Origin of the sequence: Photobacterium sp. Ph5, assembly GCF_022129445.1 — a bacterium.
GTDB lineage: Bacteria > Pseudomonadota > Gammaproteobacteria > Enterobacterales > Vibrionaceae > Photobacterium.
In genome coordinates this window covers 13,178-27,301 of record NZ_JADQAQ010000011.1, presented here as the reverse complement: position 1 = coordinate 27,301, position 14,124 = coordinate 13,178, and the positions used below count along the sequence as shown (strand labels likewise).

Annotated in this window: 12 protein-coding genes; 9 read left to right on the top strand and 3 right to left on the bottom strand. The window is 40.7% G+C overall.

Features of this window, described 5'->3' with window-relative positions; genetic code table 11:
* Positions 1 to 30 precede the first annotated feature (30 nt).
* Positions 31 to 2,025 (top strand): cache domain-containing protein, encoded by a 1,995-nt coding sequence (locus I3259_RS06470; protein ID WP_238028920.1) that lies wholly within the window; start codon positions 31 to 33, stop codon positions 2,023 to 2,025.
* 366 nt (positions 2,026 to 2,391) lie between these two features.
* Here I3259_RS06470 and pbpG read toward each other — a convergent pair whose 3' ends face one another.
* The gene (pbpG, locus tag I3259_RS06465) at positions 2,392 to 3,288 is read right to left on the bottom strand and encodes a D-alanyl-D-alanine endopeptidase (protein WP_238028867.1); all 897 of its coding nucleotides are present in this window, start codon (positions 3,286 to 3,288) and stop codon (positions 2,392 to 2,394) included.
* 566 nt (positions 3,289 to 3,854) lie between these two features.
* On the opposite strand from pbpG, the gene I3259_RS06460 reads away from it, so the two are divergent.
* On the top strand, positions 3,855 to 4,313 hold the full coding sequence (locus I3259_RS06460; RefSeq protein WP_238028866.1) for a hypothetical protein: 459 nt from the start codon (positions 3,855 to 3,857) through the stop codon (positions 4,311 to 4,313).
* 123 nt (positions 4,314 to 4,436) lie between these two features.
* On the opposite strand, the gene I3259_RS06455 is transcribed toward I3259_RS06460, so the two are convergent.
* Positions 4,437 to 5,348 carry a helix-turn-helix transcriptional regulator gene (locus I3259_RS06455; protein WP_238028865.1) on the bottom strand — a complete coding sequence of 304 codons (912 nt, stop codon included), beginning with the start codon at positions 5,346 to 5,348 and terminating at the stop codon, positions 4,437 to 4,439.
* Positions 5,349 to 6,230, bottom strand: coding sequence for a formate dehydrogenase accessory sulfurtransferase FdhD (fdhD, locus tag I3259_RS06450; protein WP_238028864.1), 882 nt, complete (start codon positions 6,228 to 6,230; stop codon positions 5,349 to 5,351).
* 311 nt (positions 6,231 to 6,541) lie between these two features.
* Here fdhD and I3259_RS06445 point away from each other — a divergent pair, with 311 nt between their 5' ends.
* The 7 genes from I3259_RS06445 (at position 6,542) to fdh3B (ending at position 14,094) form a co-directional block, all read left to right on the top strand.
* Complete coding sequence (locus tag I3259_RS06445) at positions 6,542 to 7,036, top strand: DUF3305 domain-containing protein (RefSeq protein WP_238028863.1); 495 nt, start codon at positions 6,542 to 6,544, stop codon at positions 7,034 to 7,036.
* Entirely contained in the window at positions 7,026 to 7,724 is a 699-nt protein-coding gene (locus I3259_RS06440) for a DUF3306 domain-containing protein (protein WP_238028862.1), read from the top strand. The genes I3259_RS06445 and I3259_RS06440 overlap by 11 nt, the downstream gene beginning before the upstream one ends.
* A gap of 294 nt (positions 7,725 to 8,018) precedes the next feature.
* Entirely contained in the window at positions 8,019 to 9,674 is a 1,656-nt protein-coding gene (locus I3259_RS06435; RefSeq protein WP_238028861.1) for a 4Fe-4S binding protein, read from the top strand.
* 9 nt (positions 9,675 to 9,683) lie between these two features.
* Positions 9,684 to 10,301, top strand: a complete 618-nt coding sequence (locus I3259_RS06430; protein ID WP_005367775.1) for a molecular chaperone — start codon at positions 9,684 to 9,686, stop codon at positions 10,299 to 10,301.
* 97 nt (positions 10,302 to 10,398) lie between these two features.
* On the top strand, positions 10,399 to 10,593 hold the full coding sequence (locus I3259_RS06425; protein ID WP_005367776.1) for a twin-arginine translocation signal domain-containing protein: 195 nt from the start codon (positions 10,399 to 10,401) through the stop codon (positions 10,591 to 10,593).
* 13 nt (positions 10,594 to 10,606) lie between these two features.
* The gene (locus I3259_RS06420; protein WP_238028860.1) at positions 10,607 to 13,465 is read left to right on the top strand and encodes a formate dehydrogenase subunit alpha; all 2,859 of its coding nucleotides are present in this window, start codon (positions 10,607 to 10,609) and stop codon (positions 13,463 to 13,465) included.
* An 11-nt stretch (positions 13,466 to 13,476) separates the two neighbouring features.
* The gene (gene fdh3B / locus I3259_RS06415) at positions 13,477 to 14,094 is read left to right on the top strand and encodes a formate dehydrogenase FDH3 subunit beta (RefSeq protein WP_005367779.1); all 618 of its coding nucleotides are present in this window, start codon (positions 13,477 to 13,479) and stop codon (positions 14,092 to 14,094) included.
* The last annotated feature ends 30 nt before the right edge of the window (positions 14,095 to 14,124 follow it).

Here is a 14,124-nt window from a genome sequence, read left to right as displayed (position 1 = left end):
ATTTTATTATGGCTAAGGCGTTTTCGGACCATGGTTCGCTATCGCCTGTTAGTTTTAACGTCTGTCCCTATTATCATTACACTATTTGCGTTAATTGGTTTAACTTTTTATTGGACAGTGACTTACACTTGGCAAAATGCATTAATGAATGTAAGAGCTGATTTAGCCGTTGCTCACCATAGTATGGAGTTACTACAAAAGGAGCAGCGCACGGCATTACATTCAATGGCTGACTCTTACGATTTTCAATATCGATTACGTTTTGACGAATCATCATTAGCAAGCTGGGTTCGCTCTGAAAATCAACAATATAAATTGGACTTTATTGTTCTTCATCCAGCATCAGCACTGGGCGAATTCTCAAAGCAAGAGCGCCATCTGTTACAAGAAGGAAAAGAACAAACATTTTTTCAAGTGTTGAATCGTAGTGAACTAGGCGCGTTGAATCGTGATTTACCTGCTCGAGCTCAAGTTCCTTTGCTTAAAGAGCACATGATTGAGCAGAAAGGTTTAGTGAGTCGGAGTTTGATCCCTATTTTTAATCATGAAGGACAGCTTCAATGGATTCTTGACGGTGGTATTTTACTCAATAATAGTACGGTGCTGGTGGATAGAATCCGTGACTTAGTCTTTGCTTCAGATACGTTACCGACAGGCAGTATTGGTACTGTTACTATCTTTATGAATGATGTACGTATTAGTACTAATGTGCCATTAGATAGTAAAAACTTAATTGGACGCGCAATCGGTACTCGTGTTTCAGATGAAGTGAGCCGTGAAGTACTTAAATTTGGAAAAACGTGGGTAGATAGAGCCTACGTTTATGACAGTTGGTATGTGTCTGCTTATGAGCCTTTACGTGATATCAACGGTAAAGTGATCGGTATGCTTTATACTGGTTATTTACAATGGCCACTGCTTAAAACATTTTTAACTAATATTATTGAGTTAGGTATCGGAATTGTATTGGTGCTGATTATTTCAGGCATCTTTGTTTATCGTGGTTCACGTGATTTGTTTTTACCTATAGAAAAAATCTATCAAGTTGCAAAGTTAGTACAAATGGGGTTTGAGCGTCGAGTGGGTAAATTAGATGTTTGTCCAGATCATGAACTCCAAATTTTAGGTAATCAGTTTGACACCATGTTGGATCAACTTGAACAGCGTAATCAAGCGATCAAACAAGCGGCTGTGGAATTAGAAGAGAAGGTTGAGCAACGTACTCATAGTTTACATTACAAAACGGAAGAGTTAGAACAACACATTAAGTTGCTTAATCAAGCACGATCTAAGCTGGTAGTGAGTGAAAAATTAGCCGCACTGGGTGAACTGACTGCCGGTATCGCCCATGAAATTAATAACCCGCTTGGTGTAATACTTGGAAATGTTGAGTTAATTCAGTTTGAATTAGGTGATAGTAAAGAACAAGTTCAAGAAGAGCTTGATGCGATTCATGTCCAAATTGATCGGATACGGAATATTACCCGAAGTTTATTGCAATATAGCCGTCAAGGTGGTGTACAAAATGAAGTCACGTGGCATCACTTAAATCAGATTGTAGAAGAAAGCTTAACCTTAGTGCGTTCAGGGACAAAGAAACTTGATGTTGATTTTGTTGTTGAGCTAAATGCGAAATGCAGTGTGGAAGTGAATCGTCATCAGTTATTGCAAGTATTAGTGAATCTTCAAATGAATGGTATCCATGCAATGGATGATAAAGGTCGTTTGATTATTAAAACGGATGATTGGTTTGATGAACAGGAGCAGCCTATTGGTGCTGTCGTTAGAATTATTGATCATGGTTGTGGTATTGCGAAAGAAAATTTAGAGCGAATATTTGATCCATTCTTTACTACTCGTCGTTCAGGTACGGGACTTGGTCTTTCGGTTAGTCAAAGTCTAATTGAAGATATTGGTGGTGAAATAACGGTTGAGTCTGAGTTGGGTCAGGGTACAACGTTCGCTGTCTATTTAAGACAAAAAATACCAACCAGCACTGATTTAGAGTTATTAATGATGTCTTAGTGTTGTCTACAACAAAAGCCCCTTGGTATTTCTTCTAAGTGAGTGAAAATACCAAGGGGCTTTTTGTTATGTGTTTATTTTAGAAATTACATGAATGACAAACCAATAAGTAGAATGGCTAAAGCAGTGAGGGATATACGAGTAATTAAACTAAGATGGGTGGGATTAATCATTTCTTGATGCTGCATAGGCACTCCTTTTTATTTAGCCTCATTTAAGCATAGTTGAAGAGTGTCACTGTCGTGAGTTTTTTGTTAAAAAATAATAGGCTATCTCATTGTGAGAGGAGTAGATATTAGGATGTCTATAAAAGAAAAAAGCCAGCTGATATGTGCTGGCTCTATATTTCTCAATTAACAACAATGATTATTTTGTTAATTCTTTCAGTTTTTGCTGTTGGTAGTATTTTGCATCTGCACTAATAGGTTTGCTTTTGCCTGTTTGTAGCCATTGTTTAATACGTCCGGCATCACCAATAGGCGTTAGCTTACCTTGAGAATCAAGCATAACCATTAGGATCTTCTTACCATCGATAGTTGTAACCATGCCTAAGCATCGACCAGCTTCATCTAAGAAACCTGTTTTAGTTAAGTTTACTGTCCATTTTTTACCACGAGCTAATGCGTTGGTGTTTGTGTAGCCTAGCTTGTAGTTAGGTTTGCCAAAGTAAGCGGTATGAACCGGTGTTGTACTGTACTTACGAATTTCAGGATACTTATAAGCAGCGCGTACCATCTTAGCTACATCAGATGCAGTAGAGTGGTTATGAGGATCAAGGCCTGAGCTATCAACGAAATGTGTGTTAGTCATACCTAAAGATTTAGCTTTGCGGTTCATCGCTTTGATGAATGCTTTGTAGCCACCAGGGTAGTTGCCGGCAAGTGTTGCAGCTGCAAGGTTTTCAGATGACATTAAAGCAATATGGATTGTCTCGCCACGACTTAACGTAGAGCCCATACGAATACGTGTGTATGTATTGTACATACGTGCTTTATCGGTAGGGGTAAATGTTAGCTTTTCGTTAAGTGGGAGTTTTGCATCGAGTGTTACCATCGCTGTCATTAATTTCGTTAGTGAAGCAATAGGCATTTTTACATTAGAGTTTTTTCGGTACAGGGTTTTGCCTGTACTTAGGTCTATCACATAATTACTGACTGATGCCGTTTGTAACTTGTTAGGATCCAGTTTGCTGGTATTGATGCTAGCCATGGAAGAGAAGCTAATACTAGCAAGAGTAAAAAACAGAATGAAAGCGTTACGCACAACGGCTCCTTGATAATGCAAAGGGAAATAATAACAGTATTGTTAATATAGCTATTGTCGGCTTAACCTATACTGTTAGGCAAGTCATGTTTATGTAAATAGGTCATTTATTTGCGATAAAAATTATCAATTCATATGCATCTGTAATTAAACATTATTCAATAAAATAAAAAGTGATCTACTAATACTGAGAGTAATTGTAAACAAGATAACACTGAACTGTGTAGAATGTAGGATTCCTTACTTATGATTGCATACTGACTTTTCCATTAACCTCACCTTAGATTTAGATGGTGATTGCCTATGGTTGTGTCAGGCCGCCTTTTATTTTTTGATTGCATTGTTGTCGTGTTCTTTATCACTTATCTAAGATTATAATGATTGTTTGAGCGTACATTGTGGCTTAAAGCTGTTCACCGAGATATTTCAGAATGAGTATGAGTTAAAGGTGTGTGATCTATATCTATTATGAATGGCTGTTGACATAAAACTAACATGATGCAAGTGATAAAAAATACTGAGTTGGTATAGGATGGTGTAATTATCTTCGATTCACAGGATCAACTATGCTTGCTCGTTGCTTACTTATCGCTTCAGTATCATTGCTGTCATTATCATCTTACGCGACAACAGATGATTCAGATTTAAATGATATTAAAAACAGTATAGAAAAGTCACAAGATACGATGCATTACGTTCGGACTGTATCTGGTTCAATTCCCGTACCTATGCCTAAACACAATGAAGATAAACCAGCTTATAGTTACTATGAAATCGTCTCTTATGACATTTATAGTAGTCAAGGTGGAAAGCGTATGATCCAAGCGGTAATCACAAACCATTCTGGCGGTGGTATTGCACTTAAACCGAAGCAGATCAAAGCGTATTTCAGTAATAACCAATATGTTGAACCGATACGAATTGAGCAAAAGGGTAAGTTTGCACAAGGTGAAACAAAGTCAGTGACCTTGCATTTTGGTGAAACAGGCGCTTCTATTATTGGTTTGTTTACTCGCTCTTATTAATTCTCTTAAGCCAGTAGTAATGCGGTTTAAACTGAATGAAAAAAGCCCTGATAATCATCATGTATTATCAGGGCTTTTTATTATCCATCTTACTTCAAAGATGGCTATTAGCTGGTGGCTGACTTAGTTAGCACTCCATACTTGTTTACCTGTCCGTGCGAAATTATAACCACCGAGTGCGTTACCGTGCGCTTGAACATCCTCATCTGAAATTGCTTGTAGCAACTGCTGTTGTAGGGTTCTAAAATAAATATTCTTTGGAATAACTAGCTCAAAGGCTTCGGTACACAGTGGAATAAAGCCTAAACCAAATTCACCTGCTGTACTTTGGCTAGCACAACCTACATCAGCTTGGCCGCGAGCAATGGATGAGGCCAATTCACGTTCACTGTTACACACATCAGATTGATTCAGCATTGAGAGGTTATAAGCGTGACCGTGTAACCATTCTTCTAATGCTCGCATACTACCAGCACCTTCCTGACGTAATGCCCAGCGCCAGCGAGAAGACAGCAATTCAGGTAATTGAATCGACTTTGAATTTACCGCTTCGGCTAATTCTTTACTCACCACTAAACCTTGTTCACGTTCAAATGCGTGGACTAATACCCAGTTTTTATTACCTTGGTATTGTTGTAACAGTGCAGGGTGTCGAAGGCTAGCTTCTTCAGCGTTGCCCCAGTGAATGGCACACATATCAACGTGCCCTTTACTTAACATAGCTAAGCCTTGTCGTGTACCCGTTGAGGTATAACCAACTAATGCTGTACTGCCTAATTGGTTAGCCATCTTACCAACTACCATTTGTAATAGTGGATCGTCTGAGCCAGCAATTAATAAACGATCGGTTAATACGCCGTTATGGCAAGATTCTAATAGCCATTTATCCAGCATCGCTTTAGGGAATAACCATTTACCCGTTACTTTAGTTGCAGGAAGTAAGCCATCGTTAGCAAGGGCATAAACTTTCTTTTCATTAAGATCTAAATATTCCGCGACTAATTTCGCGTTCATGAATTCTGGAAAGTCTGCCATTTAGTTTTGCTCTTTATTAGAAGATGGTTGTTCTGTTTTATTTGATTGTTGTGAGGCATCAGCACCTTTTACATCAAGAATAAGGTTATGGCCGCCATTATAAACTTGGAAACGATGACCTTTAGCGCGGGCAATCATTGTGATACCAAGTTTCTGTGCTAACTCATAACCCATTTGCGTTGCACCAGAACGAGATAAAAGTACGGGAATACCCATTTGCGCGACTTTAATCACCATCTCTGAGGTTAAGCGTCCTGTGGTGTAGAAAATCTTATCTTCGCCTATTTCACCTTTTAGCCACATTTCACCGGCTAGGGTATCAACGGCGTTATGGCGACCTACATCTTCGACAAACGATAAGATCTCGGTATTACGGCAAACGGCGCAACCATGAACGGCACCAGCAGCTTTGTAAGTTTCATTGTGGTGAGTTAGCGCTTCAAGAAGCCCATATAACATAGATTGTTTTATTTGTACTTGTGGCAGGGTTACGTTTTCAAGCTTTTTCATTACGTTACCGTACATGGTGCCTTGACCACAGCCTGAGGTAACAGTTTTCTTTTCTAATTTTTTCTCTAAGCCATCAGTATTTTCACGGGTAATAACGGCGGCAGAGTTGGTATCCCAATCAATGATCACAGATTCGATGGCATTAATATCTTCGATAAAGCCTTGGTTCTTTAGGTAACCGAGCACAAGCGCAGAAGGACGTTCACCCAACGTCATCAGGGTAACGATTTCAATCCAATTTAAATAAACCGTTAGGGGATGCTCACATGCAATTTCTTTGATTTGCAAATCACCGTACTCATCCATGATTTCCACAGACATTGTCTGCTTAACGGCGGATTTAGTTTTTATAATTTTAGGCAGTTGGCTCATTAGGATATCCAGTGGTTACAAGAAACGTATCGAGATTTCAAATAAGTCCGTCAAAATACACACAATGATACTAAGCTCAATAAGTAGTATTAAATGACACGTATCAAGGTGAATAAGTTCACCTTAAACGCACTAAAGCAAATATTGTTCCATATTTTAACTTTCAGGGTAGATGAGTCTCCTGATTGTTACTTATTGGCGATATTTTAATTACCATTGATTACTTGGTCTAAATTTTGCTTGTAACGGACGAATATTCTCAACATACCGCGATAGGCGGGTATGTAAAAAGCAAGATGTAAGGAGTAATTGTGCCAGAACAAGCAAAGCTAGAAATAAAGAAAGATGAAAGTGTTTGGCCTATTTATTTTCGACTTCAAGCCGAAGAGAGACAAGTTGGGCGTTGGACGACATATGCGTGGACGATTGAAGATCTTTGCTTGAATGGTGAAGAAGATCTAAATGTAGAACTTGCGGAAATCGGTGCTGGTAATTACATGCTGCCACTTGAATTATTTCGTGATGAACGTATGGAGTACCGCTTTAACTTAAACGCACAAGATCCGCATTTATTTTTTGTTTGTGCGGAAGAAGATGAACAACTTAAACCTGTTTTAATGACGGCCGCTCAAGGGGTTGCAGCACGTTATATGGATGGTGATTACGTTGTACTTCACATCCAAATTCCATTACCTATTCAAGTATGGATGGAAGCGTACCTTGGCCGACACGGCGAATTAGAAGAGTGTAAACGTCGAGGCGGTGGCAAAGGTAAAAAGCAAAAAGGGCGTTCAAGTGGCAACTAATTTTTTTCAACGTTGGTCTCAAAGAAAATTAACCAAAACAGAAGATAAATCTGCTGGTGAAGAGTTAACTCTCGAAAGTGCTGAAACGGCCTTAGAACAAGACGTAGTTGTTACCGAAAATACTGCTATTAATACAGATGTTGTTGAACTTATTGAAACGGATAAAGCGCCAGATAATCAATTAGATAATACTGATTTGGTCGCTGGTGATATCCCTGATATAGCACTGACTCATGATGATGTTTCAACAGTGACTTATGATTCTGGCGTTGCATCTTTTATGAAAGAATCGGTTGAGAAATCAGTTAAGAAAGCAGCATTACGCAAGTTATTTCATTCGGAAGAATTTAATTATATCAGTGACATGGATGATTGCACGGAAGATTTTAGCAACATCCCAACGCTTGATCCTGCGATTGCTTCTCAAATGCGTGGCTGGATGGATAAAGCGGTAGAGAAAGTGACAGATATTGTTGAAGACTTAGGTAGTGAAGTAACACCTGACTCTGAGGTTACGAAGAAAGCAGAGATAGCTGAACTGTCTGAATCAACTACTGAACGAGTTGAGGCTGAATCGGTCGCTCCTCAATATACTCACTATTCAGCACTATCTAACGAAAATAATGCTGTTGAAGAAACGATCCCTACATCGATTTCTTTAGAAAATAAAACAGCGCAAGACAGTTAAATTTATTGTGTGAGACAAAAAGGGAACTAAAACCATATTTATTGTTGGGACATTTTGGCGCAATGGGTCTTTTGCGTTAAGACAAAATGTCTCAATAGCGGTAAGGGTGATTATCCATCTCCGACTTTAGTTCCTTTTAAGTCATTTTATTCCGTGAAAAGTTGGATCGGTTATTGCTCTATAAGGGTGAGAAGAAAATGAAAGTTAGATTTTAATGTGGAAAGACATTAAGACATAGCTTCGTCGCTTCTTCAATCGGCACTGACTAGCGGTGACGGGCAAACAGGAATAAGAATGTTAAAAAGTACACTAGAAGCATTTTCTGATACAAACGGTAAAGCACGTGCTACTGCAATTAATGGCACAGTAGAGCTAACAAATTTAATTCCACCTACGGTAACGTATGAAAGCCGTGGGGATTTGTTGATCGTGGGTTCTCAGGAAAACATTATTGCACTTGCCGAACAGTTTTCAGAACTGAATAGCGTAACGTTACTGGCAATTGATACAACTGGCGATAAAGCAGGATTGTCTAATCTTTATTTTAGTCAAGATGTATCAGCTAAAGGTTACCTTGGTGCATTTGAAGTGACTTGTCAGGTTACAGGTCAATTAACAAAAGCGAATTTAGCAAAAGTAGCTATTGGTCGTGATTGTTTTGATTTGATCCTAGATATGACAGAAAACGGCATTATGTCGTTAGAAATTCCTGCTCCGGGTTATTACGCAGTAGGTAGTCGTAAAGATAAACTGGCTCAGCTGGTGGAAGATTTACCGGCTATGATGGGTACTTTTGATAAACCTAAATACTTTCGTTTAAACCCAGATCTATGTGCACACTCATCTCGTGGTGTTGAAGGTTGTGATCGTTGTTTAGATGCTTGTCCTGCAGGCGCACTAAGCAGTGATGGGGTAGAAATTGCGATTGATCCTTATCTTTGTCAGGGTGTTGGCACGTGTGCTACAGCTTGTCCAACAGAGGCGATCACATATGCATTACCTGATCCTCAAAATACACAAAACTTTGTTCATCGTGTTCTTACTCGTTATAAGCAAGAGGGCGGTGAGAAACCAACATTACTTTTGTACGGTAATCGTGATGAGAAAGTGGTGACTGCAGCATTAGCAACTTTTCCAAGTTCAGTCATTGCGATTGCATTAGAAGAGCTTGCAACAGTGGGTGTGGATACTTGGTTTAGTGCGTTAGTTTATGGTGCGCATCAAGTTCTTCTTGCGACTAACAAAAAATATATTCCTGCCACGATTGATCGCGTTTTATCTAATGAGCTTGCAATGGCTCAACGTTTCTTAACGGAAATGGGTTATGACGCTGATCGTATTTGCCTGTTTGATTTTAGTGATGTTGAGAACTTTGTTTCTTATGACGATGCACTAGTTTCTCCTGTTACAGAGGCTTTAACTGGCTCTAAACGTGAAAAACTATTTTCTTCACTTGAAATGCTTTACACCCAAGCAAGTACAAAACCAGAACAATCTTCCGTTGTAGAAAAAGCGCCTTATGGTTCTGTTTCATGTGACACAACGGATTGTACGTTATGTATGAGTTGTGTGGCCGTTTGTCCAACTCGCGCCTTACATGCCATTGGTGATCGTCCTGGTCTTCTATTTATTGAGGAAGATTGTGTTCAATGTGGTATGTGTGAAAAAGCGTGTCCTGAAAAAGTGATTTCATTAGAACCTCGTTTTAATTGGGATTGGCATGCTCGTAAAGAAGCACGTCTTGTTCATGAAGAGCCTGCGGCTTGTTGTATCAGTTGTGGAAATGCATTCGCGCCAGCATCTATGGTGAAAATGTTAACTGAAAAACTTCAAGGACATTCTCACTTCCAAGGTGATGCTATTCGTCGTTTATCCATGTGTGAAGATTGTCGTGTTCGCGATATTTTCGAACAAATGGAAAAAGATCCAGAAAGTCAGGCTCGAGTTTAAGGAACGAAGATGGAAACAATTGCTATGAGCCCTGCTCAAACGTCATTGAATGAAGACGCAGTACTTCGTATTGAAATTTATAACATGCTTGCACATTTATTTCGTCAAGCGCCTGATCAAAATGTATTGAATTTTTTGGCTGATATAGATGTTGATACGGCGAATAAACCTCAACAATCTACTATGTCTGCTGCTTGGCCTTTACTGAAACTTGCAGCACAAAAGAGCATGCCACTTGCAGTTGAAGAAGAATATCAAGATGTATTTATTGGTATTGGTCGCGGTGAAGTTGTGCCTTTTGGATCATGGTATTTAACAGGTTCATTAATGGAAATGCCTCTGGCTTATCTTCGACGAGATCTTAAGCAATTAGGATTTGAACGTGATGAGTCAGTGAAGGAACCGGAAGATCATATTGCGGCTTTGCTTGAAGTTATGGCAATGCTAGTTGAAGGCGGCGATGAGCACCTTCAAAAAACGTTCTTTAATCGTCACTTAGCTGAGTGGTGTGAAAAGTTCTGTACCGATGTTAAAGCTGCTAACAGCGCTGTTTTTTATACCGCTGTTGGTGAGCTTGCTTTGCAGTTTTTAACTGTAGAGAAAACACGCTTTTTAGAATCAAAATAATCCCTATACGTTGCTTGCAACGGTTTGATTCAAAGCAATAAAACTAAGGCAAAAACCCATCGTAACTTATTTTAGTGACGATAAAGGAGCAAACTTTATGAGTGAGCAAAAAACCAATGAAAGCCGCCGTCAATTGTTGAAAAACATTGGCTTAACTGTGGCTGCTGGTGCTGTTGCTGCTGGTACGACAACAGCAGTTCAGGCTGCTGAAAAGTCAGAAGAGAAAAAAACAAAAACAACTAAAGGTTATCACGAGACCCAACATATTCGTGATTACTACAACACTTTGTAAGACGGAGCTCTAAATGAAACTTACTAAACGTTCCGATAAAGTGAGCAAAGCAGAAAACCAACTGGGTATTTCTCGTCGTTCTTTTATTCGTAATACATCTCTAGCTGCCGCTGGTGGCGTTGCTGGTGCAAGCATGTTTGCACCAGGTATGATGAAAAAAGCAGAAGCTGCATCTGAAGATGTATATGACGCGCCTAAAGTGGTTAAACGTACTATTTGTTCACACTGTTCAGTGGGTTGTGGTATTTACGCAGAGACGCAAGACGGTGTATGGACTCACCAGGAACCCGCTTTCGATCACCCTTTTAATGCTGGTGGACACTGTGCGAAAGGCGCAGCACTTCGTGAACATGGTCACGGTGCTCGTCGCGTAAAATACCCAATGAAGCTTGTTAATGGCAAGTGGAAGAAACTGAGCTGGGAACAAGCTTTAGATGAAGTAAGCCAGCAAGTGCTTAAGATCCGTGAAGAATCAGGCCCAGATTCTGTTTACTTTCTAGGTTCTGCTAAGCATAACAACGAACAAGCTTACATGTTCCGTAAAATGGTTTCTATGTGGGGTTCTAACAACGTTGACCACCAAGCGCGTATTTGTCACTCAACAACAGTGGCAGGTGTAGCGAACACTTGGGGTTACGGTGCAATGACTAACTCATTAAACGACATGCATAACTGTAAGTCGATGTTATTCATTGGTTCAAACCCAGCTGAAGCTCACCCAGTAGCAATGCAGCACATCCTTATCGCGAAAGAAACGAACAGCTGTAAGATTGTGGTTGTCGATCCTCGCCGTACACGTACTGCTGCAAAAGCAGATCACTACGTTTCTTTGCGTCCGGGTACTGACGTTGCTTTTGTATGGGGTGTGCTTTACCACATTTTCAACAATGGCTGGGAAGATAAAGAATTCATCCGTCAACGTGTTTACGGTATGGACGAAGTTCGCGCAGAAGTGGCGAAATGGAATCCAAAAGAAGTTGAGCGCGTAACTGGCGTGCCAGAAGATCAAGTTTACCAAACAGCGAAAATGCTGTCTGAAAACCGTCCTGGCTGTGTTGTTTGGTGTATGGGTGGTACTCAGCATACGACAGGTAACAACAACACACGTGCTTACTGTATCCTTGAACTTGCACTTGGCAACATGGGTAAATCAGGTGGCGGCGCAAACATCTTCCGTGGTCACGATAACGTACAGGGTGCAACAGACTTTGGCGTACTTTCTGACAACCTACCTGGTTACTACGGTCTATCTGAAGGTGCTTGGAAACACTGGGCACAAGTGTGGGATGTAGACTACTCATGGCTACAAGGTCGTTTCGACCAAAACACTTACAACGGTAAGAAACCAATGAACAGTGCAGGTATTCCTGTCTCTCGTTGGATCGACGGTGTTTTAGAAAACAAAGATAAGATTGAACAGCGCGATAATATCCGTGCCATGTTCTACTGGGGTCACGCTGTAAACTCACAGACGCGTGGTCCTGAAATGAAAACGGCGATGGAAAAACTGGATATGATGGTTATCGTTGACCCATACCCAGGTGTTGCAGCGGTAATGAATGGTCGTACAGATAATGTATACCTATTCCCAGCGACTACGCAGTTTGAAACATACGGCTCAGTAACGGCAACTAACCGTTCTATTCAATGGCGTGATCAAGTTATCGAGCCGCTATTTGAAGCAAAACCTGACCACGAAATCATGTACTTGCTATCTAAGCGTCTTGGTTTTGCGGATCAACTATTCAAGAACATTAAAATTGAAAACAACCGCCCACACATTGAAGACATCACACGTGAATTCAACAAAGGTATGTGGACGATTGGTTACACAGGTCAAAGCCCTGAGCGTCTAAAAGAGCACCAACAAAACTGGCACACATTTAACCGTACTTCTTTAGAAGCGGTGGGTGGTCCTGCAAATGGTGAAACTTACGGTCTACCTTGGCCTTGTTGGGGTACACCTGAGATGAAGCACCCAGGTACACATATTCTTTATGATACATCTAAGACTGTGGCACAGGGTGGCGGTAACTTCCGTGCACGTTTCGGTGTTGAGCACAATGGTGTAAGCCTACTTGCTGACGATAGCTACTCATTAGGTTGTGAGCTAGAAGATGGTTACCCAGAGTTTACCGCTAAGATGCTGAAGCAACTTGGTTGGTGGGACGACCTAACAGCAGAAGAGAAAGTGGCTGCTGAAGGTAAGAACTGGAAAACTGACCTTTCTGGTGGTATTCAGCGCGTAGCGATTAAACACGGTTGTATTCCTTACGGTAACGCAAAAGCACGTACTGTGGTTTGGACATTCCCAGATGCAGTGCCTATTCACCGTGAGCCACTATACACACCTCGTCGTGATCTTCTTCCTGAGTACCAAACTTGGGATGATAAGGCGCATTTGTTCCGTTTACCAACTCTGTACAAGTCAATTCAAGACAAAGATATGTCGAAAGAATACCCAATTATTCTAACGTCTGGTCGTCTGGTTGAATATGAAGGTGGTGGTGAAGAAACGCGTTCAAACCCATGGCTTGCAGAGCTACAACAAGAAATGTTTGTAGAACTTAACCTGAAAGATGCAAACGATCGTGGCATTAAAGATGGCGAGATGGTTTGGGTTGAAGGTGCAGAAAAAGGCCGTATTAAAGTGAAAGCGATGGTAACCCCACGTGTTCGCGAAGGCTTAGCATTCTTACCATTCCACTTCGGTGGTGAATTCGAAGGTGAAAGCCTACGTAGTCATTACCCAGAAGGTTGTGCTCCTTATGTTTCTGGCGAAGCTGCTAACACAGCAACGACATATGGTTACGATCCAGTAACTCAGATGCAAGAAACAAAAGTCACCCTTTGTAACATCACTAAAGCGTAAGGAGTCATCAAATGGCACGTATGAAATTTCTTTGTGACTCTAAGCGTTGTATTGAATGCAACGGTTGTGTGACAGCTTGTAAAAATGCTAACTCAGAAGCAGTAGGTTGGGGTATTCAACGTCGTCGCGTTGTGACACTAAACGATGGTTTACCAGGTGAAACATCTATTTCTGTTGCTTGTATGCACTGTAGTGATGCGCCTTGTATGGCGGTTTGTCCGGCAGATTGTTTCAGTCAAACAGAAGATGGCATCGTTCAGCACGATAAAGATCTTTGTATTGGTTGTGGTTACTGTCTATTTGCTTGTCCGTTTGGTGCACCTCAGTTTCCTAAACAGGAAGCGTTCGCAGAGCGTGGCAAAATGGATAAATGTACTTATTGTTCTGGCGGTCCAAATACTGAACCTGGTTCAGAAAAAGAGCGTGTACTTTACGGCGCAAACCGTATTGCAGAAGGTAAGTTACCAATGTGTGCATCTATGTGTTCGACTAAATCACTACTTGCAGGTGACGCTGAGAAGATTTCTGAAATCTTCAGCAAGCGTGTTGTTGCTCGTGGTGCAAAAGATGCAGGTTGGGCAAGTACTGAAGATCTAGCGTACGACGCGGCAAAAGTACGTAAAGCGTAATTGTCTTTATTTGGGCTCAGCCTATGTGTT

Bases quoted from the DNA above. Each gene is read 5' to 3' on its own strand.
- I3259_RS06470 (WP_238028920.1), top strand. From the start codon at position 31: ATGGTTCGCTATCGCCTGTTAGTTTTAACGTCTGTCCCTATTATCATT.
- I3259_RS06460 (WP_238028866.1), top strand. From the start codon at position 3,855: ATGCTTGCTCGTTGCTTACTTATCGCTTCAGTATCATTGCTGTCATTA.
- I3259_RS06455 (WP_238028865.1), bottom strand. From the start codon at position 5,348: ATGGCAGACTTTCCAGAATTCATGAACGCGAAATTAGTCGCGGAATAT.
- fdhD (WP_238028864.1), bottom strand. From the start codon at position 6,230: ATGAGCCAACTGCCTAAAATTATAAAAACTAAATCCGCCGTTAAGCAG.
- I3259_RS06435 (WP_238028861.1), top strand. From the start codon at position 8,019: ATGTTAAAAAGTACACTAGAAGCATTTTCTGATACAAACGGTAAAGCA.
- I3259_RS06430 (WP_005367775.1), top strand. From the start codon at position 9,684: ATGGAAACAATTGCTATGAGCCCTGCTCAAACGTCATTGAATGAAGAC.
- I3259_RS06425 (WP_005367776.1), top strand. From the start codon at position 10,399: ATGAGTGAGCAAAAAACCAATGAAAGCCGCCGTCAATTGTTGAAAAAC.
- I3259_RS06420 (WP_238028860.1), top strand. From the start codon at position 10,607: ATGAAACTTACTAAACGTTCCGATAAAGTGAGCAAAGCAGAAAACCAA.
- fdh3B (WP_005367779.1), top strand. From the start codon at position 13,477: ATGGCACGTATGAAATTTCTTTGTGACTCTAAGCGTTGTATTGAATGC.